This is a genomic window from Verrucomicrobiia bacterium, from assembly GCA_019634625.1.
In the GTDB taxonomy this organism is placed as follows: Bacteria; Verrucomicrobiota; Verrucomicrobiia; order Limisphaerales; family CAIMTB01; genus CAIMTB01.
The window spans coordinates 71,948-94,316 of record JAHCBA010000023.1; the positions used below are offsets into that span (position 1 = coordinate 71,948).

General features: G+C 68.7%; 17 protein-coding genes. 7 read left to right on the forward strand and 10 right to left on the reverse strand.

Annotated features, from left to right (window positions below):
* Positions 1 to 44: 44 nt before the first annotated feature.
* Positions 45 to 1,049 (reverse strand): pectate lyase, encoded by a 1,005-nt coding sequence (pelA, locus tag KF833_14510; protein MBX3746517.1) that lies wholly within the window; start codon positions 1,047 to 1,049, stop codon positions 45 to 47.
* Between the two features lie 131 nt (positions 1,050 to 1,180).
* Between pelA and KF833_14515 the strand changes: the two genes are divergently transcribed.
* The 7 genes from KF833_14515 (at position 1,181) to KF833_14545 (ending at position 11,641) form a co-directional block, all read left to right on the forward strand.
* Positions 1,181 to 2,296 (forward strand): ribonuclease HIII, encoded by a 1,116-nt coding sequence (locus tag KF833_14515; GenBank protein MBX3746518.1) that lies wholly within the window; start codon positions 1,181 to 1,183, stop codon positions 2,294 to 2,296.
* Positions 2,297 to 2,623: 327 nt separating this feature from the next.
* Positions 2,624 to 5,503 (forward strand): hypothetical protein, encoded by a 2,880-nt coding sequence (locus KF833_14520; protein MBX3746519.1) that lies wholly within the window; start codon positions 2,624 to 2,626, stop codon positions 5,501 to 5,503.
* A 131-nt stretch (positions 5,504 to 5,634) separates the two neighbouring features.
* On the forward strand, positions 5,635 to 6,489 hold the full coding sequence (locus KF833_14525; protein ID MBX3746520.1) for a glycoside hydrolase family 16 protein: 855 nt from the start codon (positions 5,635 to 5,637) through the stop codon (positions 6,487 to 6,489).
* A 136-nt stretch (positions 6,490 to 6,625) separates the two neighbouring features.
* Positions 6,626 to 7,135: a sigma-70 family RNA polymerase sigma factor gene (locus KF833_14530; protein MBX3746521.1), complete on the forward strand. Its 510-nt coding sequence runs from the start codon at positions 6,626 to 6,628 to the stop codon at positions 7,133 to 7,135.
* A 14-nt stretch (positions 7,136 to 7,149) separates the two neighbouring features.
* Positions 7,150 to 7,605 carry a hypothetical protein gene (locus KF833_14535; GenBank protein MBX3746522.1) on the forward strand — a complete coding sequence of 152 codons (456 nt, stop codon included), beginning with the start codon at positions 7,150 to 7,152 and terminating at the stop codon, positions 7,603 to 7,605.
* Between the two features lie 112 nt (positions 7,606 to 7,717).
* Positions 7,718 to 9,772: a hypothetical protein gene (locus tag KF833_14540; GenBank protein ID MBX3746523.1), complete on the forward strand. Its 2,055-nt coding sequence runs from the start codon at positions 7,718 to 7,720 to the stop codon at positions 9,770 to 9,772.
* Between the two features lie 357 nt (positions 9,773 to 10,129).
* Positions 10,130 to 11,641, forward strand: coding sequence for a hypothetical protein (locus KF833_14545; GenBank protein MBX3746524.1), 1,512 nt, complete (start codon positions 10,130 to 10,132; stop codon positions 11,639 to 11,641).
* 443 nt (positions 11,642 to 12,084) lie between these two features.
* On the opposite strand, the gene KF833_14550 is transcribed toward KF833_14545, so the two are convergent.
* The 9 genes from KF833_14550 to KF833_14590 form a co-directional block, all read right to left on the reverse strand.
* Complete coding sequence (locus tag KF833_14550) at positions 12,085 to 13,245, reverse strand: HAMP domain-containing histidine kinase (protein MBX3746525.1); 1,161 nt, start codon at positions 13,243 to 13,245, stop codon at positions 12,085 to 12,087.
* Between the two features lie 56 nt (positions 13,246 to 13,301).
* Positions 13,302 to 13,832 (reverse strand): GTP-binding protein, encoded by a 531-nt coding sequence (locus KF833_14555; GenBank protein ID MBX3746526.1) that lies wholly within the window; start codon positions 13,830 to 13,832, stop codon positions 13,302 to 13,304.
* 17 nt (positions 13,833 to 13,849) lie between these two features.
* On the reverse strand, positions 13,850 to 15,604 hold the full coding sequence (locus tag KF833_14560) for an OmpA family protein (protein MBX3746527.1): 1,755 nt from the start codon (positions 15,602 to 15,604) through the stop codon (positions 13,850 to 13,852).
* A gap of 18 nt (positions 15,605 to 15,622) precedes the next feature.
* A complete protein-coding gene (locus KF833_14565) occupies positions 15,623 to 16,192 on the reverse strand; it encodes a hypothetical protein (protein MBX3746528.1) in 570 nt (189 codons plus the stop codon).
* A 182-nt stretch (positions 16,193 to 16,374) separates the two neighbouring features.
* Complete coding sequence (gene gluQRS / locus KF833_14570) at positions 16,375 to 17,220, reverse strand: tRNA glutamyl-Q(34) synthetase GluQRS (GenBank protein ID MBX3746529.1); 846 nt, start codon at positions 17,218 to 17,220, stop codon at positions 16,375 to 16,377.
* Positions 17,217 to 17,681, reverse strand: coding sequence for a GNAT family N-acetyltransferase (locus tag KF833_14575; protein ID MBX3746530.1), 465 nt, complete (start codon positions 17,679 to 17,681; stop codon positions 17,217 to 17,219). The genes gluQRS and KF833_14575 overlap by 4 nt, the downstream gene beginning before the upstream one ends.
* Positions 17,678 to 18,574, reverse strand: a complete 897-nt coding sequence (locus KF833_14580) for a carbon-nitrogen hydrolase (GenBank protein ID MBX3746531.1) — start codon at positions 18,572 to 18,574, stop codon at positions 17,678 to 17,680. The genes KF833_14575 and KF833_14580 overlap by 4 nt, the downstream gene beginning before the upstream one ends.
* Positions 18,574 to 19,626 (reverse strand): serine/threonine protein kinase, encoded by a 1,053-nt coding sequence (locus tag KF833_14585; protein MBX3746532.1) that lies wholly within the window; start codon positions 19,624 to 19,626, stop codon positions 18,574 to 18,576. The genes KF833_14580 and KF833_14585 overlap by 1 nt, the downstream gene beginning before the upstream one ends.
* Positions 19,627 to 19,652: 26 nt before the next feature.
* A complete protein-coding gene (locus KF833_14590) occupies positions 19,653 to 22,355 on the reverse strand; it encodes an AAA family ATPase (protein MBX3746533.1) in 2,703 nt (900 codons plus the stop codon).
* Between the last annotated feature and the right edge of the window lie 14 nt (positions 22,356 to 22,369).

Below are 22,369 nucleotides of genomic sequence, written 5' to 3' on the forward strand. Positions count from 1 at the left end.
CGGCGCTTTGCCCCCACCTCCCAGCCACGTCCCTTCCCGTCCCTTCACCGCCCCGCCGCCCGCAACACCCGCTCCCCCCAGTTCCCATACCACGCATAACCTGCCCGGCGCTCCTGCTCGATGTCCGCCAGCCGGTACCGGGCCACCCCATCCCGCCCGGCAAACAGCGGCCGCAGGGTGTCCAGTTCGTAAAACCGTGCCCACAACGGCGGCGCTCCGGCATCCTCCACCACCCTTCGGTCCCCGTCCCGCGTCTCCACCCGGATCCCCCTGATCTTCACCCTCTCGTACCATTCCACCCCGGCGCGGATCGCTTCCTCCACCCTGGCTCCACGCTCCTCCAGGCTCATCAGCAACAGAAGGATGCCCGCACTCTCGCCCCCGCTGAGCGAGGCGAGTTCGTAGGTCCGCGCCGGGCGCGGCTCCAGCGTGATCTCGTCGTGTTGCGCACACCACACCGTCAGCCGCCCCCCGACCCGCACCTGGCACTTCAGGATGCACTCCACCCCCCGCTCGAAAGCCTCCGCCGCACGTCCCCGCCACGCTTGCCCAAGCCATCCGAAATCCTCCGAACGGCTTACTTCCCGCATCAACTCCATCAACCCCACCATCGTCCCGTCATTGAAGGTGATGTGCCTCCCATACCCCGGACCCGCGGGATGCGACTGCGGCCAGCCTCCGTTCGGATACTGCGCATCCAGGATGTGGCTCAACCCACGTTCCACTCCTTCCCGGAACCGTCGTTCCCCCGTCACCCGGGCCAGCCGCGCCAGAAACCGGATCTCTCCCACCGTCGCCCCGTTGTCGAACGTCCCCCGCTCCGGACGCCCCGGTCCCGCGAACGCCGCCGCCGTGTTCATGTTCTTGGGCCAGTCGCCCCGGGCCGTCTGGTGACTCAGCACCCGCCCCCCCATCTCCACCGCCTCCACCGAGGCAAACCAGGCCTCCGGACGCCCCATGAGCGTCCCCGATCCCGGCCGATCCGCACCCCACGCCGCCATCCCCAAAATCGCCGCCATCCCCGCCCCCGCCGCTCCCAGCCACCCCATCCCGCCAGTCCTCCGTATCCATCCAGATGCTCGCATGCCTCCCCATCCCACACCGTCACCCCCCTTTCAGCAAGCCGTTGGGTGTCCACGCTTCAGCGTGAGCCTCCCTATCCAACCCACCACGCTCACCCATGCACACCCAACGAACGACGGCCAACCCCGTGCCCCCACGTCCCCGCCCTGCCAGAACGGTTGGGTGTACACGCTTCAGCGTGAGCCTCCCTATCCACCCCACCCCACGATTCCGGCTCGACGCCGTCCCACCCGTTCCTTTCCCTCTCGTCGTGCCCGCTCCGACGAGCTACACGGTCAAACTCACGCCCCCCCAGGCCAAAACCCTCGAAGCCATCGTCCGCGACGGCACCTTCGAACTGCGCCAGGTCCCCTACGCCCGCTTCAGCGGCGTCCGCAAGGACTTCAACGTCACCTTCTACGAATCCGGCAAACTCGTCGTCCAGGGCAAGGGCACCCAGGACTTCGTCCAGTTCGTCCTCGAACCCCGGGTCCTCGGCGAAGCCCGCCTCGGATACGAGGATGTCCTCGATCCCGACCGCCTCGCCCCGCGCCTCGGCATCGACGAATCGGGCAAGGGCGATTTCTTCGGCCCCCTCTGCATCGCCGGCGTGTACGTCAACGCCGCCGTCCTCGAAGCCTGGAAGGATGCCGGCATCCGTGACTCCAAAAGCGTCGGCAGCGACGCCCAGGTCCTGCGCCTCGCCGACCGCATCCGCAAAACCCCCGGCTGCGTCCACACCGTCGTCCCCATCGGCCCCGGCGCCTACAACCGCATGTACGCCCTCAATCGCTCCGTGAACCGCGTCCTCGCCTGGGGCCACGCCCGTGTCATCGAAAACCTCCTCGGCCTCCGTCACCGCATGGATCCCCTCCCCGTCCGCGCCATCAGCGACCAGTTCGCCAGCGACAAGGAAACCATCGAGAAGGCCCTCCTCTCCCTCGGACGCTCCTTCGAACTGGTCCAGCGCCACAAGGCCGAATCCGACGCCGCGGTCGCCGCCGCCTCCATCCTCGCCCGCGAAGAGTTCCTGCGCCGGCTCAAGCGCCTCGGCGAAGAATTCGACATCCACCTCCCCAAAGGCGCCTCCCGCGAGGTCGAGGACGCCGGGCGCGCCTTCATCGAACGCCACGGCGAGGAGGCCCTCCCCAAGGTCGCCAAAATGCACTTCCGCACCTCCTACCGCATTCGCGGCCTCCCCGAACCTCCCGCCCGCGAATGGAAACGCCGCTAAGCCGTACCCATGCAAGCTGTGGGGAGAAACGCGAACGTCGCGAAGCGTCGCTTCGGAGGGCCGGGTTCCACGAGGCCGCAACCGTGGGAAGCGCTGGGTTGAGAACTCGCAGCACTCGTCCCCCCGATTCGCGGCCTCCTCACCCACAACTCCGGGAGGCACCCACCTCCTTCACGCACGGTTGAAATCCGCGTGACAACCCTGTTCCACCGGGTCTTTCCGCTCGACAGCCATTCCCGGCCCCGGTGAGAAAACCGGTTCTCGCCATCGGGTCCCCCGCCCACCAAGGCGGCCGGTCCCGACAGTCGAGTTCCCAGAAACACAACCATGAACCGACATTCCCTCCGATCCCGGCCCCACGCCGCGCCGTTGATCCTCGCAACCTTCCTCGCCCTGCCAGCCTTCGCGGCCCCTCCAGGCCCCGAAGTCGTCGTCCCCGAGGGCGGCTCCGCCCCCGGTCCCTACCCCAATTCCTCCGTCACCGCCGTCAACGTCATCGCCCGCGGCAGCAATGCCGGCTTCGATGGCCGGGCCGAAGTCGTCGGCTTCGACGGCCAGGGCCCCATCCCCTGGTCGGTCAACCGCTACAATCGCGGCGACTTCGCCCTCCGCCTCGCCCCCGCCGATCCCACCGCCGCCGACACCTCCATGGGACAGGGCTTCATCGACTTCGCCGACAACTCGCCCGGACTCCCCGCCAGCCACGCCTGGCGCCCCACCACCGTCCGCGGTGTCGTCATCCCCACCGCCCGCCAGAACGGCCCCATCGACTGGAACGACGGGCAGGGCCCCTTCTATCCCACCGTCGCCATCTCCCAGGCCTCCTCCGGTCCCGGCTATGACATGGTCAGTGGCTCGTTCGGAACCGGAAACCTCGACCTCATCACCGGCAGTGCCGGCACCCCCAGCTCCAGCCCCGAAGCCAACTTCGCGTTCTCCGCGGCCTGGTTCCCCTACGACCAGGGCTGGCTCGCCGGCGAAGTCGGCAACCCCATCCTCTTCGATGCCTTCCTCCCCGACGGCACCGCCCAGTGGCGCCAGGCCAATTCCCGCGCCGCCGGTCTCTCCGCCGGACTCGTCCGCTGGCGCGATTACCCGAGCGACACCGGCATCTTCGGAGGCCTCGCCGAACTCCGCCTCCCCGGTGTCAATACCCTCGAGGATGGCATGCTCTTCGCCACGTCCACGGACGGCTCCAGCGACGTCAATATCCTCGGCGTCGCCCCCCTCGACGACGGCAGCGCCTGGCTGATCACCCTGCGCGAAGACTCCGCCACCGACGCCGAAACGCTGGCCACCTCCGGTCAGTCCCAGTTCCAGTTCGTTTACATCCCCTTCCATGCCGAGCGCCTCATCGGCGGTCACATCGTCGGCACCGACGCCTCCAAACGCCGCGCCGTCGGCGATTTCTCCGTCACCCGCACCGGGACCGGCACCTATGAACTGACCCTCCCCGGCAAGACCGGCTCCTCCGGTGCCCTGATCCTCCAGCCCGCCGCCTTCGAACCCGGCACCACCGAACCCCTCGCCACCCGCGCCTTCCTCTCCTACGAGTACCTCAATGACCGCTTCGTGATCCAAAGCCGGGTCACCACCAGCGACACCACCGCCGACCTCGCCGACGTCAGTTTCTACGTCGCCTGGATCGACTTCGCCGAACCGCTCGCCCCGCCCGCCGGTCCCCGCATGCGCTCCCTCGGCCCCGTCGCCGCCAGCCCGGAGGATGTCCGCGTTCTCGAAGCCGGCATCGCCGCCCACACGACCGAACCCGAGATCCTCGTCACCACCATCGATGCCGACAACCTCGGCGGCTACACCGACCCGCTCACCGGCAATCCCGCCGTCGCCGCCCTGATCGGCCGCTTCTACGATCCCCGCTCGCTCACCCCGACCAGCGAACCCTTTGTCATCGTCGGCAATCCCTCCGGGGCCATCACCCGCCACGACGTGAAGTTCAACCCGGTCTCCCGCCAGTACGTGGTGGTCGCCAATCTCCGGACCGCCGGCCTCAATGGCACCCACATCCCGGCGTTCGCCCTCGTGAATCCCGCCTCCGTCGCCGGGGACCAGTCGCCCGTCGCCAGGGTCTTCGCCTATCGCAACGACGCCGAATTCAATTTCGACGATGTCGCCCTCGCCGTGAGCAGCCGCAACGGCAACATCTTCTTTGTCGCCGAATACGCCTTCCCCGGCGAAGGCGAAGGCGTGGTCGGCGCGCTCTTCGACGCCGAAGACAACCTCCTCACCCCCGGCGAACAACGCCTCGACATCCTCCAACCCATCGGCGACGAGGATGATCCGGACGCCATCTACCTCCCCGAACAGGACGCCTTCCTCTACCTCACCAACACCGACGGCTCCAACGGCTCCGACTGGCCCTTCAACAACCGCATCGTCGGCGCCGTGGTCGATGCTGCCCCCGACAGCCAGGGCCGGCTGGTCACCCGCCCCGAAGCCTTCCTGTCCGACGGCCTCCCGGAAGGCACCCCCGAAGGCCATCCGGCCGCCCTCCTCAACCCCTTCAACGGCGAACTCCTCGTCGCCTACGACTGGGGCAACGGCACCGCCAACGGTCAGGTCGCCTTTAATTCCATCGGACCCGCTCCCACCTACGCCTTCACCCAGGTCCGCCCCGAGGTCCATTATCTCCAGGGCGTCAGCGGCAATCCCTTCAATCATCAGCATCCCCAGCTCGCCGCCGATCCCGAACGCGGTGTCATCGTCGTCGGCTTCAATTCCACCGGCAGTTCCATCGGCCTGCCGTCCGCCTACGTCTTCACCCTCCTCGGTCCGGACGGGCAACCCCTCCCAAGCCAGTTGGGTGCCCCCTACTTCCTCGCCGACGCCCGGGGCGGCCTCGGCAACAGCGTGAACTTCCACAACCTGAAGTTCTCACCGCCCAGCGGCTCGTTCGTCGCCGCCTACACCACCGGCACCCCCACCACCACCTACCTCGCCGCGCTCCAGATCACCTCGAATCACCTCGCCTCCGACACCCCGCCCACCCTGGCGGTGCGTCGCGCCGGCAGCGACCTCGAGATCTCCTGGCCCACCGCCGCCGGCTTCCAGCTCCAGGCCTCCCCGGCCCTCGGCGCTGCCGCCGCCTGGACCAACGTCGCCAACCCTGTCGTCTCCGAAGGCGGCTCCAGCCGCGTCACGGTAACCCCGTCCGCCGCCGCCCAGTACTTCCGCCTCCTCCGACTCTAGCCGCACCCTTGCTGGCCGCACCGGGCGTCGTCCGCACCCGCGGACGACGCCCTTTTCGTTCCCCGCACCGCCGCCCACCATTTGCTTGCCTGCCCGCCTCATCCGCGGTGGGCTGTCATCACCCTCGTGCCATGAAACCCCTCCCAACCCTCGCCTCTGCCGCCTTCATCGCTCTCGCCCTCCTCGTGCCCGCATCCGCAGCGCCATGGGAACTCGTCTGGGCCGATGAGTTCGATCAACCCGGCCTCCCAGACCCGGCCAGGTGGGATTACGAGGTCGGCTTCATCCGCAATCGCGAAGCCCAGTTCTACACCCGCGCCCGCCCCGAAAATGCCCGCGTCGAAAACGGCCACCTCGTCATCGAGGCCCGCCAGGAGGATTGGCCCAATCCCGATTTTCAAGCCGGAGCCGCCGGCCCGTGGCGCCGCAGCCGCGCCGCCGCCGAATTCACGTCCGCCAGTCTTGTGACCCTCGGCAAGGCGGCCTGGACCTACGGTCGCATCGAGGTCCGCGCCCAACTCCCCTCCGCCCGTGGCACCTGGCCCGCCATCTGGATGCTCGGCACCAACATCCGCGAGGTCGGCTGGCCCGCCTGCGGCGAAATCGACATCATGGAGTTCGTCGGCTACGACCCCGGCGTCGTCCACGCCAACATCCACACCAGGTCCTACAATCACATCCAGCGCACCGCCAAGGGCGCCCGCCTCCCCCTCCCCACCGCCTCCGATGCCTTCCACGTCTATGCCGTCGAGTGGTTCCCCGACCGCCTCGACTTCTACGTCGATGACCACAAGTTCTTCTCCTTCGCCAACGAGGGCACCGGCTCCGATGCCTGGCCCTTCAACCGCGATCACTACCTCATCCTCAACCTCGCCATCGGCGGAGATTGGGGCGGCCAGCGCGGCATCGACTCCGAAGCCTTCCCCCAGCGCTTCCTCATCGACTACGTCCGCGTCTATCGCACCCCCGCCGCCAGTGCCCCCTGATCCCCCGGGGGGCGGAAGACAGAAAGCAGAAAGCAGAAAGCGGAAGACGGAGAACAGAGGACCGTCCACGAACTCTCTCCCTCCGCCCTCCATTTCCTAGACAAGTCAGCCACCCGGCCGCGTCCCACCCATCGACATGCCTCCCGGTGACATCGAGGACCTCTATGATGCCCACGCCCCGGCGTTGTTCGCGTTCCTCCTGAACTTCACCCGGGACGAATCCGATACCCGCGACGCCCTTCAGGAACTGTTTCGGCGCCTCGCCGCCCGACCCTCCCTCCTCGCCGGAGTTCGCGACGCCCGCGGCTTCCTCCTTCGCCTGGCCCACAATCTGGCCGTCGATGGGATCCGCCGCCGCGACGCCCGCCGCCGCGCCCACGACGCCCTCGCCGCCCAGCCGGCCGAACTCTTCGCCCCATCCACCAATCCCACCGACGAGGATCTACGGGCCCTCATCACCGAAGCCCTCGACGAACTTCCGCCCGATCAACGCGTCGTCCTCCAGCTCAAGCTCTGGGAAGACCTCACCTTCGACGCCATCGCCCACGTCCTCGACATCCCTCTCAACACCGCCGCCAGCCGGTACCGCTACGCCATGGACAAACTTCGCGCCCGGCTGCGTCCCCTCCACGACGCACTGCGCTGATCCCCGTGACCGCCATGAAACCCGACCGCCCGCCCCGCCCGCTCGACGACCTCGAGCGTCTGCTGCTCCGGCAGTCCTTCCGCCTGCCCCCGCGCGAATGGCGCGATGCCATCCTCAACGACGTCCGCTCCTTCGCTCCCGCACCGGCCGCCCAACCCGCGTCCGCCCGCCTCAAGCCTGCCTCCCTGCTGCGCCTGCTCCGCGCCTTGGGCGGCTCCGCCTGGTCCGCCGCCATCGCCGCCTGGCTCCTCGTCGTCGCACTCAACCACTACGCCTCGCCGTCGCGTTCCCTCGACCGCCCCCCAATGCCGCCCCTGGCCCCCGCCACCGTCGCCGATCTCCGCCAGCAGCGGCTCGAACTCATGGCCGCCCTCAACGCCGAACCCGTCTTCGCCCCAAGCCAGCCCGCCAGCCCCCGGCGTCCCAGCGCCGCCCTCCCCCCAACCCGCCACCGCCGGCACCTGGCCTGACACCTCCGCTCATGAACCCTGAATTCAGGCGAATCTTGAATCGCGAATGGCGAATCGAGAACCCGTTTCACGCCCGCCTGATGCATTCCAACGCCCGAATCCCCTCCTCCCCATGACCCTCCAACGCTACCTCACCGGACTCGCCGACCGACGCTGGCTTTCCGGACACGCCCTGCTCCCCAACCGCCCCCGGCCCGATCATTCCCTGCCCCCCGTCGCCATCCTCATCCAGGCACTGCCACCCCTCCTCCTCGCTCTCGCCATCGGAGCCATCCTGGCCGCGGCGATCTCCGGCACCGCCATGCGCGGCGCCTGGCCCCTGCACGGGGCGCTCCTCATGGGCCTGAGCGTCGGCATCATCCAGTCCGCCCTCCTCACCCTTGCCTGGAACCGGCGCGCCGCCCAACTCCGCAACGCCCAGCTCACCACCCCCGCCGAACCCGCCCCGCGTCGCGCCTGGCAAACCTGGCTGGTCGCCCCCTTCTACACCCTCGTCCTCCTGCTCATCACCCCGCTCTTCCTCGCCGTCGCCATCGACAATGTCCTCGGCACCCTCGCCTGGAATCGGGCCCGCGCCGGACTCGTCGCCCGCAGCGAACCCCTCTCCTTCGCCCAACTCCTCCCGCCCCGTCCCCCCGACGATCAGAATTTCGCCCTGAGCCCCCTCCTTCGACCCCTGGTCGAGTACGAATGGGTCGTCACCAACAATCGTACCGCCCTGGTCTGGAAAGACCCCGCCGGACGCAACCGCCTCCGCGCCATCGGCCTCCCCAATCCCATCCAGCCCGCCAACTACAACCGCCGCACCGCCACCAACGACGGACGCTATCCCCTCGACACCTACGCCCGCGGCATCCGCGCCCATCCCATCCGCCGCATCGACTTCGACCTCCCTCCCGATCTCGCCACCCGCTACGGCGTCTCCCGCACCGGACCCCGGGAGCCAGTCGCCATCGACCCCGCAATGGCCGCCCGCTACGGCCTCGCCGTGCCTCCCCCCACCCCCGCTGCAACGCCCCCCGTGGACCTCGACGCCATTCGTGCAGCCGTCATCGCCGATCCCGCCGCCGAAGTCCTCGCCTACCTCCAACGCTTCGAACCCGAACTCGCCGAAATCGCCGAAGCCTCCCGTCGCCCCGCCAGCTATGGGTGGATCTCCGCCGGACCCGACCTCGACATCTCGCCACCCCTCTCCCATTTCGCCATTGCCAAGACCCTCAGCACCCTCTTCCGCACCCGCGCCGCCGCCCGGCTCGTCGCCGGCGATCAGGATGGTGCCCACCACGACACCCTCGTCCTTCTGCGCCTGGCCACCATCTCCGTCCCCGATCCGGTCCTCATCGCCCACCTCGTCCGCATCGCCCAAACCGCCATCGCCTTCTCCGCCGTCGCCGAAGGACTCGGCGCCCGCGCCTGGTCCGACCCCCAGCTCGCCGAACTCCAGGACCTCATCGCCCGCTTCGACTTCCAGACCGAGGCTGTCCGCGCCATGCGCGGAGAACGGGTGTTCGGTCACTCCATGTTCGAAGGCATGATTCGAGGAGTCCTGCCCAATCAGCACCTCCTCGAACATTCGGAGGACGCCGCTCCCCACGGCACCCCGTTCCAGCGCATCCCCGGCCTCACTCCCTACGGACTCCTCCGCCGCAGCCAGGTCCTTCAGCACCGCCTCTACGACACGCTGATCGCCCGCCTCGAGGCCCCCGACTGGGCCGCCGCCATGACCCGTTCCGACTACGAATCATCCCTCTACACCGATGCCGGCCTCGAACCCATGCGGCCCTCGGTAATCCTCCCCCGCATGCTCACGGCGGCCATCGCCACGGCCGGGACCAAGGCCGCCCGTCAGGAAGTCACCGCCCGGCTCGCCCGGGTGGCCTGCGCCCTTGAACGTCATCGCCTCCGCCACGGCTCCTTCCCCGGGCGCCTCGACCAGCTCGTTCCCGCCTTCCTCCCCTCCGTCCCTCTGGATCCCATGGACGGACAACCCCTCCGCTACCGCCCCCTCGACAACGGCTGGTTCCAGCTTTGGTCCGTCGCCCTCAACGGTCGCGACGACGGCGGCGTCATGAGCACCCCCGGCTCCGACGCCGAAGGCGACTGGGTCTGGCCCATTCCCATCCCCAGCGTCGGCCCCCGCCTCGTCCTTGGCCCCCCGCCCCTCTGACTCAACCACCCCGCCCACAATGGCCGCAACTGCCGTGCATAGGCACGCGAATCCTGTCCATTTGCCCCGCCCCTCCACCCCTGCCTTCCATCCCTTCCCGCATCCCCCCCTCCACACCCCACCCACGCCCCTCAAATGACCGGAACTGCCGTGCATATGCACGCTAGTCCTGTCCATTTGCCCCGCCCCTCCACCCCTGCCTTCCATCCCTTCCCGCATCCCCCCCTCCACACCCCACCCACGCCCCCCAAATGGCCGGAACTGTCGTGCATAGTCACGCGATTCCGGGCCGTTCGTCCTTCCAACCTTCCCGCGCCAGGCATTGTCCGCTTCGACGGCCGTGCCTACGCTCGCCGGATGCCGACTCCCCATCTGACCCGACGCCAGGTCCTTGCCGGCCTTGCCGCGGCGGCAGCGCTGCCCGCCTGTCGCACCCGGCTCGATCCAGGCCCCCACAGGGGGGCAGACCGCATCCTCCGCGAAAACGAACGTCCCGGCACGCGCGACTGGATGCTTCAACACACCCGGGTCGATCCCGCCACCCGATGGCGCTGCCCGTGGATCGAGGGTTACGCCTCCCAGACCAGCGTCCGCGCCGGCGACGAATTGCGGTTCTACGTGAGCACCCGGCCGGCCTCGGCGTTCACCCTCGACCTCTATCGCATGGGGTATTACGGCGGGAACGGCGCACGGCATCTGCAAACCATCGGCCCCCTCCAGGGAAGTCCGCAGCCAGACCCTCCCATCGGACCCGCCCGCCTCCGCGACTGCCAGTGGTCGCCCGCCGTGGCCCTGCGGATTCCGCCGACCTGGTTGAGCGGGGTGTACCTGGTAAAGCTCACCGAACAGCGGGAGGGCTTGCAGAGCTACATCGTCTTCATCGTCCGGGACGATCGTCAGGCGGACTTTCTCTTTCAATGCAGCGACACCACCTGGCAGGCCTACAACCGGTGGCCGGACCGCTTCGGGCTGTACGACGACGGGGAAACCGAGTGGTACTGGGGTCCCCGCGTGCGGGTCTCCTTCAATCGGCCCTATGGTCGTTACTGCCAGATCTTCGATGCCCCGCTGTCCCAGGGATCCGGCGAGTTCCTGCTCTGGGAGTTCCCCGTCGCCTACTGGCTGGAAGCCGAAGGGTACGACATCACCTACCTCTCCAATCTCGACACCCACGCGGATCCGCGCGGTCTGCGGCGCGCTCGGGGCCTCCTCTCGGTCGGCCACGACGAATACTGGACGCTGCCCATGTTCCGGCAGGTCCAGACCGCCGTCCGGCGCGGCCTGAACGTCGCCTTCCTCTCGGGCAACACCTGCTGCGGGCAGATCGCCTTCTCGCCCGACTCCCGCGGCAACGCCCTCCGCACCTACGAACGTGTCGGCGTTTTCGGCCCCCCGGGCGGCACCCGCGAATTCGACTCGATGAGCCATCTCCCCCACCGGCGGCCCTATGCCAATGAACTCATCGGCGCCCACTCCACCGGTCCCGTCACGGGTGGCGCGGACTGGACGTGCGTCGCTCCGGATCACTGGCTGTTCGAGGGCACCGGCATGCGGCACGGCGAAGGAATCCCAGGCCTGGTGGGTTGGGAATGGCACGGCGATCCGGCCCCCATCCCGGGCCTCGAAGTCGTCGCCGCCGGCCCCACTCAATCCGCGCCCGGCACCCTCAATGGCGGGCACTACGTGGCCACCCTGTACCCGGGTCCCCGCGGCAACATGGTCTTCAATGCCTCGACCATCTGGTGGGGCGATGGTCTGAGCGAGCCTCCCGGATATCTCCGGCCCAAGGTGTACACCGAACCGAAGGGCCCGGATCCAAGGGTCCAGCGGATCACCCGCAATCTCCTCGAACGTATGCGCGGGGCTTGATGCCTGCGGAAGATCGATCCTCCGCAAACCCACACGCCCTCGCTCCAGTCTGGTGCCCACCTCCCAGAGCCCGTCCTTCCGGCCCGTCAACCTTCAACAGCCCCCGTCCACGAACGCGGTGCATCCCGGAGTTGTGGGTGAGGAGGCAGCGAATCGGAGGGACGAGCTCCGCGAGTCCTCAACCCAATGCTCCACACCGTTGCGGCCTTGTGGAACTCGGCCCTCCGAGACGACGCTTCGCATGGTTCGCACCTCTCCCCACAACTCCGGGACGCACGGCCTCGGACGGCCCACTGGGCGGCCGCAGGACTGTCGAGCCCTGCGACCGCCCGGACCGGCCCATTCCCCAGTCAACGAAACGCTCACTCTGCGCCTCGTCGATGGGCCGATCCCATGTCACTTCCGGACAACCCGCCACGGCCACCCCACCGGCCGTGACAGGGTCACCCGGCCGCCGGTTCCGCCGGCCGGCTCTCAAGCCCGGCGCCCGGGCCGGGCTTCGCCAGTCGGAACCAGAGGCAGTTCCCACCCCGGGGCACAACCTCATGCCCGATTTCCCCACTCCATTGGCGTATCATGGTCCGACAGAAAATCAGTCCCAGTCCCGATCGCCCGCGGGCGCGCTCTTCGATCGCCTCGGTCATGGCATGCCAGCGCCCCAGTCCTCCCGGCAGGTGGGCCGGGCCTTGATCCACCACAGAAATGCGGATGGCCGGGCCTTCGTCCTCCAACCGCAGCGTGACCACGGAACCCGGGGGCGCCTGGTGCAGCGCCTGGTCGAGCAGATTGAAGAGGACCCGTTCGAGCTTTTCCCGATGCCCCACCACCTTCCACGCCGGGTTGGTCGGCGGCGACAGCAGCAATTCGAAGGAGACCCCCTTGATCTCAAAACTGTATCGCAGCGACCGCAGGACCGTATGCGCGCAATCGAGCACCTCGGGCGCCGAGGAACTGTCCCGGGAAAACTGCTGCAACGACGTCAGCTCCGCCGCGAAGGACTCGAGCATCTCCCGCAAGGTCGCCTGCTGGCGGTGCGCGGAGGAACCGGCCAGCTTCAGCATGGCGCGCGCCCCGTCGCTCAATCCCGTCTCCCCTTCGAGCAGGCGCAGGCAGTTGGCCACCGTCGCCGTCGGGCCCGCAACGTCATGGACGAGGCAGTGCAGGAGGGTCTCCTTCTCGGTGATCTCTTTCAGCAGCCGCTCATGGGCAAGGGCCAGCTCCCGGGCCTTGCGCAGCACCTTGCACCGCTCCTCGAAATCCACCCCCAGCCCCCGAACCAGCAGCAACGCGACCTCGCCCACCCGCTTGGCCGTGGCCGAAAACGCCACTTCCTCCCGATTCAGCAGTGTCTCGGTCCATGGCTCCGACGTCAGACTGCGCCCGTCCCCCGCCTCCCAGACGGCTTCGGCATCGCGGAGGAAGTGCTCCAGGAACACGAAGGCTTCGGTGGGATCCACCCACTGGCCCCGTTCCAGGGGACCGCCGAGGAGCAGGCTGGCCCACGGCGGTGGCGACCCGGCCACCACGAAGCGGCCCGGCACCGCCCGCTCCAGCACCAGGATCCCCTCGCCGGCCACCACGTCTTGAAACAACGCCTCGTTCATGCGCCAAAACTCATCGCACCCAGGCATCCGCACGCCTCCCCCGCCAAACCGCCGGCTCATGCTGTTTTGACCGCCCCCCCGCCGGCCGCCCGCCGTTCCAGGATCATACCGGCCAACATTTGAAACATCTCTTCCACGCCTTCTCCTGTTCTGGCACTGGTTCGCACGACCTGCCAACCCTGCGCCGCCAGGCGGCGGAGGTCAGCTTCGGTGACCTCCCAGTGTTCCGACAAATCCGCCTTGTTGACCATGACCACAAAGGGTACTGGCCCAGCCTCCATCCGTACCCGCCGCTCCAGCATCAAGGCCTGGTCCAGCGTTATCCGTCGCGTCCCGTCCACCGCCAGCACATACCCGCCCGCCCCTCGCAGATACGTCGCGTTCACTTTCGCGAACTCGTCCTCTCCCGCCATATCCCAGAGGATCATCCGAACATCAAGCCCATTCACTTGCAGAGTCTTGCGGTCGATCTTCACCCCCAGGGTCGCCATGTACCGGTTGGAGAAGATGCCGCGGGTGAAACGGGCCACGGTGCTCGTCTTCCCCACCGCAAACGACCCCACCAGGCAGATCTTGAACTGAAGCATGCTCTCCTGCCTCCCACTCATGGCTCCTCCCATCGCACCGAGAACGTCACGCGCCGGTTCTCCCCAGCCGCTGGCGCCTCCGCCCGCAGCGGCTCGCGCGAACCCATCCCCACCACTTCGATCCGCCCCGCATCCACCCCCAAACCCACCAGCCGGTCCCGCACCCATGCCGCCCTCTGGTAACTCAGCCGGGCATTGACCTCCTCGGAACCCGACCGGTCGGCGTGCCCGGTGACGATCAGCCGGAATGGCCGTCCCCCGTCCGCGGAAGCCGTCCCGATCCTCCGCACCCACGCCGCCACCTCCTGCAGGGTCTCCTCCCAACCCGTCCCCTCCACACGCGTCACCTCGAATCCCAGTCGCAACCGGCCCAAGGCCGCCGCCGCCTCCCCCAGGTCAACCTCCTCCGCCGGGCCCACGACCCGTCCCCTCAGTTCCACCGAGTCCACTCCCGGCAACAACCTCGCCAACGTCCGCACTTCGTCCCACCACGACGCCGGCACCTCCCCGCCCACCTGAAGCACCCCGCCCGACCAGCCGAGTTCCACCCCCTCCGGCGGGCTCAGCCGTGCCCGCGCCCGGCGCACAATCCATTCGGGCTCGATCGCCAGGTACGGGTCCAGGTGCCACTCGACCTCCCCCTCCCGCATTCCCGCCGATCGAGCCAGCTCCGCAGGCTCCCGCGCCAGCGGATCCCGCCATCCCCTGACTTGAAACCGACCCCTGGCCCATTCCGCCCCGGTCACATGCATCCCCGGCTCCGCCCGCACCGCGTCCACCAGCGTCCCCGCCCGACGCCGTGCCCCCCACTCGGACCAACCCCAGTACCCCGCCATCCCCGCAAGTCCCAACGCCACCCCGAGCGCCCGCCACGGAACGCCCCGGCGTCCCCGCCCGACGTACCGCGCCTCGAGGCAGCCTTCCAGTTCAGGACGCAACCGCTCGAAGCCCGCGGCGTCCCCGCTGAACGCCGCCAGCTCCTCCCCCCGCTGCCGGTGCGCCTCCTCGAGGGTCAGCCGCAACCGCTCCCGCAGGCTCCCCGGCGCCTGACCCCGGATGGCCACCGCCAGCACCGCATGCGGCCCCTCTTCGATCCACAGGTTGAAATCCCCCACATGGATCGCATGCAACCCGTCGGCCGGTCCCATGGCGAAGGAATCCCGCACGAAGTCCCGCACCGCCGTCAGCATCCCCGAAATCAGATCCTCGTCTCCCCCCTCCACCCCGGGCGCCGCCTCGTGCAACAGCAGCAACCCCGTGCCGCGATGGATCAGAAAAACCTGTTCCACCCGGTAAACCAGGGTCCGGTACAGCACCACCTCCGCGTACCGCCGTCCAGTGGTCCACGCCTCCCAGCGCCAGCACAGCCCCTGCCAGGACAGACTGTGGTCGAGCGCATGAGTGAACGATTCAAGCAGCCTCCTGAGCGCCTCCCCAATGGCCCGCCGGATCGCCGGCCCCAGCACCGGGTACACCGCCGCCGCCAGCACCCCGGGATCCCGTCGCACCGAGGCGCGCAACGCCGTCTCGACCGGACCCCGCAAGGCCTCCGCCAACCGCCCGTCCCGCACCGCACTCCGCCCCACCGCCCCCGCCAGCACGTCGCTGACGTCCTCCTCCCGGGCCGCCGGATCCGCCAGCCGCCGTTCGATCACCGCCAGCCGTCCCCGCTCCGCCTGCAGCAGGATCCCCCTCAATTCGTCCAGCCGCGACACCCCCGTGTCGCCACTCGACGACCCGCCGTTCCTCGGGGTGGACGCGGATTCGCTCATGTCCGCAGCAGAAGCGGTTCATCGCTCCCGCTTCTCGCCTCCGTCCCCCCTCAACTGGATCGCCATCTGGGCCAGGATCTCCGCCAGATGCTGCCGGTGCGTGAGCGAATCCCGCAGTTCGCCCGATTCCCGGCTCAACGCCGCCGCCAGTTCCTTCGTCCGCTGCCGGATCTCCTCCCCAAGCCGGTTCGCCTCGGTCAGCAACTGCTCCCGCAGTTCGCGATGCGACTTCTCATTCTGCGTCTCGAACTGCTGTGACTTCTTCTCCCACACCTTCACATGCTCCTTCAACTCGCCCGAGACCGCCTTGTCCCCCTGCAACCGCTCGTCCTTCTCACCCTCCAACTGCTCCGACATCGCCCCCAATTCCCCCTTCACAAACGACTCCAGCGAGGCCAGGCGCCGCTTGAGATCGTCCCGCAACTCGTGGGCCTCCGCCTGCAACCGCTCCTCCAGACGCGCAAACTTCGCGTCGTAATCCTTCATCTGGTTCCCGAAGAGAATGTCGCGGATCTTGTCCACGTTGTTCGCTTCGTCCGCCTTCGGCCCGCTCGCCGACGTGCTGCTCGATGCTTGGGATGCGCTCATGGCTGGCTTGCGCTGGGTGTGTGTCGTGATCCGCCCCGTCTTCCCGGTTGGCCCGGGCGCGTGGCGCGCAGAATTGGAACCCGACTTCCCCATGGCTTCTGCCCCTCTACTCCCCGCGCCTCTCCCACGCGAGCAAAATCGCCGTCGGAGTCATTTGTCACACAATGACTTAGGTAATTCGCTTAAAGAAATGTCGCAGAGACTTCCCATCCCTTCCTCAGCTCCTCCGGCGTCATCCCGCCCTCCCGCAACCGACCCAGACTCAGCGCCGCATGCCGCTTCGCCAGCCGCGTCCCGGTCCCGTCCCGCATCAGTTCGCAATGCCGGAACGCCGGCACCCGCCACCCCAACGCCCGGTACAGCAACACCTGCCGCGCCGTGGACAGGAGCAGATCCTCGCCCCGCACCACCTCGGTGATCCCCATCGCCGCATCATCCACCACACACGCCAGTTGATAGCCCGGCACCCCGTCCGCCCGCCACACCACGAAATCCCCGAAGTCCCGTCCGGCCACAAACCGCTGTTCCCCGAACCGCCCATCCACAAACCGCACCTCCTCACCGTCCGGCACCCGCAACCGCCAGGTCCACCCCTCCCACGTTGCACCCGCTTCCCGCCTCGACCGGCAGGTGCCGGGATACACCGGCTCTTCCTCCCCCGCATGGGGCGCCCCGAGGGCCGCCTGGATGTCCCGACGCGAACAACGGCAGGGAAACACCGCCTGCCCGCCCCACAACCGCCCGAACGCCTCCCGGTACCGCTCCATCCGTTCGCTCTGGCGGTACGGTCCATACGCACCGCCAACATCCGGCCCCTCCTCCCAGGTGAATCCGAACCAACGCAGGTCCTCCCCGATGGCGGCCTCGAACTCCGCCCGGCACCGGCCCCGGTCCAGATCCTCGATCCGCAACACGAGCACCCCGCCAGCCGCCCGCGCCCTCGATTGCGCCTCCCAAAACGTCCGGGCATGCCCGAGATGCAGATGGCCCGTCGGTGACGGCGCCAGGCGACCCCGGTACCCGCTCATCTCAGCCGGATCGAGAAGTGATGGCTCGAGATTTCCAGCCTGCGGCTGTGGTACAGGCGGTGCGCCGAAAACCGGTGCACCCCGGAGTCCAGATGCAACTCCTCGCAGCCCAGGCGTCGCGCCTCCTCCAATAACCAGTCCATCAACACTCCGCCGTATCCCCTCCCCCGTGCGACCGGCACGGTCACCAGGTCATCCACATACAGCACCCGGCCCCACGCGAGAAACTCGGTCACTCGATAACCCGCCAGCGCCACAGGCGCGCCCCCCTCCTCGACACACACCAACCGGTACCCGTGCTCCCGCTCCTGGCGCCGTATCCGCTCCACCAGCGTTCCCTCCCGCACCTGCGGTCGCAGTTCGCGAAACAGCGGGGCGCATCGCCCGATCGCCTCATCGCTTTCCGCCCGTTGCACCGGCGGCGCCCCACCGCCAGCCGCCTGTCCCGTCGTCTCCTTCATGGATCGATGAAGCGCCGGGTCAGATCGCCGTAGGCGTCGATCCGACGGTCCCGCAGAAACGGCCAGTGGGTCCGGGTCACATCGACCTTCCCGAGATCGACCGGCACCAGCAGGTTCTCCGGCCGGTCGCCGGGCGCTTTCGCCAGGATCTGACCGCTCGTCCCCGCCACGAAACTACGGCCCCAGAACTCGATGCCGTCGCCTCCGATCGGCCGTTCGAGCCCGATCCGATTCGCCACCGCCACATAGCAGCCGTTGGCCACCGCGTGCGAACGCTGGATCGTCTCCCACGCCCCATGCTGGTTCTCCCCGTACTCCGCCTTCTCCCGCGGATGCCAGCCGATGGCCGTCGGATAGAAGAGGATCTCCGCCCCCTGCATCGCCGTGAGCCGTGCCCCCTCCGGATACCACTGGTCCCAGCAGATCAACACCCCGATCCGGCCATACCGCGTGGACCACGCCCGAAAGCCGAGATCGCCGGGCGTGAAGTAGAACTTCTCGTAGTACAGCGGGTCGTCCGGAATGTGCATCTTCCGGTAGATCCCCAGCAGACGGCCGTCCGCATCGATGATCGCCGCCGTGTTGTGGTACAGACCGCTCGCCCGTCGCTCGAACAGGGACGCAATCACCACCACTTTGCGGCGCCTCGCCAGACGGCAGAACGCCTCGGTGCTCGGACCCGGAATCGCCTCCGCCAGCCGGAACTGCGCATGGTCCTCGCTCTGGCAGAAATACTGGGACCGGAACAACTCCTGCGTGCAGAGGATCTGCGCCCCGGCCCGTGCCGCCCGGTCGGCGGCGTCCAGGCACGTCTTCAGGTTCTCCTCCGGATCCGGCCCGCATGCATGCTGCAGCAGGCCCAACACCACTTCCGAGGGACGTTGACTTCGCATCATGAAACCTGGGTGGGCGGCTTGGACCCGCGCGTCGGCGCCGGCAGCACCATGGTGGAGCCCCGCCGGCGCGATCCAGGATTGCGCGGCACCTGCTGGCCAAACAGGGTCCGCACATAAACCCCCAGCTTCTCGTTGGTCGGTCCGAATCCGGGCTCGTACAGGTACCGCTCCAAATCGCCCAGGAAATCGTCCGCCGACGGGTACCGGCGCTCGGGGTCCCGCGCCAGACACCGTTGCAGCATCTGGTTGAGGCGCGCGTCGATCCGCGGATCGAGCCGGGTGAAGTCCGGCACCGTCATGGTCAGGATCCGTTGGCGCGATTCCTCCGCGGTCCTGGCCCGGAACAGATTCTTCCCCAGCAACAGGTGCGCCAGCACCACCCCGGCCGAAAACAGGTCCGACCGACCGTCGGTGATCCGGAAATCCGCCTGCTCGGGACTCATGTAATCCGCCTTGCCCACCACCACCTCCCCTTCCTCCGCCTTCAGAAAACCCTGCGCCTTGGCGATCCCGAAATCCGTCAGCTTCACGTCCCCCTCGAAGGCGATCATCACGTTCTTGAAGCTGACGTCCCGATGCACGATCCCCAGCGGGTTTCCTTCCGGATCGGTCTTCGCATGCGCGTAGGCCAGACCCCGCGCCACCCGGCTGACGATGAACACCGCCAGATCCAGCGGCAGCTTCCGGCGCTTGGCCGCCTGCTGTTCGATCAAGGCGTCGAGGTTGACCCCGTTGATCAGTTCCATCGCGATGAACACCTGCCCGTCCGCCTCCCCGAGATGGTACGTCTGCACGATGTTGGTGTGGATCAGGTCCGCCACCAGCTTCGCCTCCCCGATGAAGTTCTCCACGAAGCTCGCCTGACTCGCGTACTGCGACCGGATCACCTTCATCGCCACCCGCTTCCGGAACCCGTGCGCCCCCATCTGCTCCGCCTCGTACACCAACCCCATCCCGCCCTCGGCGATCAACCGGACGACTTCATACCGAAACGAATGCTCGATCGTGAACAACGACACAAAGCGGCGATGTTGGGCAGGGCCCGTCATCAGTCAAGGTCGGGCACCTTCCCCGCTCACCCCGCCCCCAACATCACCGTCCGGCCCCCGAACCCCGCATAGTCGCCGGGCGTGCAGGTCACCACGATCACCTGCAAGCCTCCCTCGGAGGCCCGGAACAGCATGTCCTGCAGGCGCCGGACCCGCTCGGGATCCGAGTACGCAAAGGCGTCGTCGAGAACGACCGGCAGGCAGCCCCCGAAGTCGGACGCCAGCACCTCCGCCATGGCCAGTCGCACCGCCACCCCGGCCTGCTCCCGGGCCCCGCCGCTGAGCTGATCGAACGCGAACGCGTTCCAGCCCGCCCGGCTCAATCGCAACGCCCCCAGCGCCTCGCCCGTGAAGGCCAGGTGCAGCGCCGTCTCCCGCCCGAAAACGCACTCCAGATAGCGCCCCACCCGCTCCTGAAAGGGACGCGTGAACCGGTCCGCCAGGACCCCCCGTTCCTCGCCAAACAGCCGTTCGAGCAAACGGAACGCCTCCCCCTGCCGCGCCAGACCCGCCCGGCGTTCGCGCGCCGAACGGAGCCGCGCCTCCGCCAGACTCCATGCCCCCCTCGGATCCTCGCCCCCATCCTCCTGCAACTGGCCCCGAAGCCCGGCCATCCGCTCGCGCAGATCCGCGCGCTCCCGGAGGTTCCGTTCCTGCGCCTCCCTCAATCGCCGTCGTTGCTCCTCCTTCAATTCCGGCAGCCGCTCCGCCAGCTCGCTGCGAAGCGCCTCCAGCCCGCCGCGCACCGCCGTGACCCCCTGCTCCGCCCGATCAAGGGCAACGTCCACCGCCACGTCGTCGCCGTGCTGCTGACGCAGGTAATCCAGGTTGGCCCGCACGCCCTGCAACGCCGCGTCGAGTCCCTTGATCTCTTCCTCCGCCCTGATCCGCCGGGTCTCCGCCTCGCGACGGGCCTCCAGAGCCGCGTCCCGCATCTCCCGCGCGGATTGTTCCTCGTCCTCCAGCGACGTCACCCGCCGTCGTTCCCCGGCCGCATCCACGCCTTCCGCTGCCTCCCCCTCGGATCCGCCGCCAGTCCCCAGGGCGCCTTCCGGAAGCAGAGTCCCCAGGCGCAGGATCTCACCCTCCGCCAGCCGCACCCGCCCCTCCACCTCGCCCAGCCGCGCATCGAGGCCATCCGCGCCCGCCGCCTCGAGCTTCGCCAGCACCCTGCCCAATTCCGCCTCCACCGCCTCGCGTTCGGCAACCACCTCCGCGGCCCGGACGACGCCGGGGATCCCCATCGCATCCAGGCCCGCCTGCAGCGCCGCCCGCGTTTCCTCCACTGTCCGACGCGCCTCGGCCAGACCCTGCCCGCCCCCGGGCCGGATGCGCAGCCGCACACCCTGTCCCACCTGGATCTCCCCCTCGTCGGTGAAAACCCGCCGCTCCCCGGCCGCCAGGGGCCGACCCTCGGCCAGCACCGTTGCGTCCGCCTCGACCACCGCCACTTCAGCCGCCATCGCTTCCAACGCCGCCGTCGCCGTGGCCAGCGCCAGCTCCCGCTCCCGCAACGTCGCCAGCCGCTTCGCCTCGACCGGCGGCAGGGCGGCCAGCCGCGACTGAAGTTCCGTCGCCTTCAACCGCCACCCGACCGCCTGCTCCCGCGCCGCCCGCAACGTCTCCCGCTCGCTCAACGCGCCCTGCAGCGCCTCCCGCGCCCCCGCCAGATCCGCACGCTGCCGCGCCTTCCGCACCGCCTCCCCCGCAGCCGCCAGCCGCGCCTCCGCCCGCGTCAGTTCCGCACTCCGGGCCGCCAGCATCGTCTCGCATTCCCCGATCGACCCGCGCCGCGGGGCAAGCTCCGCCGTGCGCTTTTGGATCTCCTCCCCGAAGGTCCGCATCCGGTCGCGAACGGCTCGCACGGCGTCCCGCGCGGCTTCCGCCTCGCGCAGCAGCCCTTCCTGCACGGTTTGCCGCTGGCGCAAGGTCGCAATGCCCTCCAGGACCACGTCGTTCTCCCGGGTTTCCCCCTCCAGGCTCCGCGCCATCTCCTCGATCCCCGACAACCGGCGTTGCGCTTCTGCCAGGGACTCCGCCGTGCCTTCCAGCCGCTCCCACCGCGCCCGCGCCAGGACCGCCGCCTCCTCGCAGGAACTCACCTCCGCCTCCGCCCGGGCCAGTTCGGACCCGGCCCTTGCCCGTCCGTTCTGGGTGAAGATCCCCGCCACCGCCTCCGCAAATTGCCGGGCCACCCGGTCGTCCCGCTCCGACTGCATCAGCCCCGCGCCACCCATGTCCCGCAGCCGGCGCAGCAGCGCGATGTGGGAATGCCCCTCGATCGCGCTCGGATCATCACTCGCCGAACCCTGCCACACCCACAGATGTCCCCACTGAACCGCCGCCGCCTGTCCCTTCAATCCGGTCTCCACCCCGAGCAACTGCGCCAGGGCCTCCTCCGCCGCCTCACCCACCTTCGGTTCCCTTCCCTCTCTGGACAACGATACGACACCGCCGGGTCCGAAGCGCTTAGCCAGACGATACCGCTCGTTCCCCATCTGGAACTCGAGTTCGACTGCCGGAACCTCCGGCAGGACCGGCGACTGCATGTCCCGATGCGCCTGGGTGTTCCCCTTCGCCTTGAGGAACAGCGCCCGGTGCATGGCCTCGATCAGGGTGCTCTTCCCGCTCTCGTTCGGCCCCCCGATCAGCGTCCGCGCCGGGTCAAACGCCACCCGCAGTTCGCGGTGCATCCGGTAATTCCGCAAAGTCGCCGAAAGGAATCGCATGCTCTCCTGCCTCC

Coding starts and splice junctions, on each gene's coding strand:
- KF833_14545 (MBX3746524.1), top strand. CDS start 10,130: ATGCCGACTCCCCATCTGACCCGACGCCAGGTCCTTGCCGGCCTTGCC.
- KF833_14560 (MBX3746527.1), bottom strand. CDS start 15,604: ATGAGCGAATCCGCGTCCACCCCGAGGAACGGCGGGTCGTCGAGTGGC.
- KF833_14580 (MBX3746531.1), bottom strand. CDS start 18,574: ATGCGAAGTCAACGTCCCTCGGAAGTGGTGTTGGGCCTGCTGCAGCAT.
- pelA (MBX3746517.1), bottom strand. CDS start 1,049: ATGGGGTGGCTGGGAGCGGCGGGGGCGGGGATGGCGGCGATTTTGGGG.
- KF833_14530 (MBX3746521.1), top strand. CDS start 6,626: ATGCCTCCCGGTGACATCGAGGACCTCTATGATGCCCACGCCCCGGCG.
- KF833_14540 (MBX3746523.1), top strand. CDS start 7,718: ATGACCCTCCAACGCTACCTCACCGGACTCGCCGACCGACGCTGGCTT.
- KF833_14555 (MBX3746526.1), bottom strand. CDS start 13,832: ATGCTTCAGTTCAAGATCTGCCTGGTGGGGTCGTTTGCGGTGGGGAAG.
- KF833_14565 (MBX3746528.1), bottom strand. CDS start 16,192: ATGAGCGCATCCCAAGCATCGAGCAGCACGTCGGCGAGCGGGCCGAAG.
- KF833_14585 (MBX3746532.1), bottom strand. CDS start 19,626: ATGACGGGCCCTGCCCAACATCGCCGCTTTGTGTCGTTGTTCACGATC.
- KF833_14575 (MBX3746530.1), bottom strand. CDS start 17,681: ATGAAGGAGACGACGGGACAGGCGGCTGGCGGTGGGGCGCCGCCGGTG.
- KF833_14590 (MBX3746533.1), bottom strand. CDS start 22,355: ATGCGATTCCTTTCGGCGACTTTGCGGAATTACCGGATGCACCGCGAA.
- KF833_14520 (MBX3746519.1), top strand. CDS start 2,624: ATGAACCGACATTCCCTCCGATCCCGGCCCCACGCCGCGCCGTTGATC.
- KF833_14525 (MBX3746520.1), top strand. CDS start 5,635: ATGAAACCCCTCCCAACCCTCGCCTCTGCCGCCTTCATCGCTCTCGCC.
- gluQRS (MBX3746529.1), bottom strand. CDS start 17,220: ATGAGCGGGTACCGGGGTCGCCTGGCGCCGTCACCGACGGGCCATCTG.
- KF833_14515 (MBX3746518.1), top strand. CDS start 1,181: ATGCACACCCAACGAACGACGGCCAACCCCGTGCCCCCACGTCCCCGC.
- KF833_14535 (MBX3746522.1), top strand. CDS start 7,150: ATGAAACCCGACCGCCCGCCCCGCCCGCTCGACGACCTCGAGCGTCTG.
- KF833_14550 (MBX3746525.1), bottom strand. CDS start 13,245: ATGAACGAGGCGTTGTTTCAAGACGTGGTGGCCGGCGAGGGGATCCTG.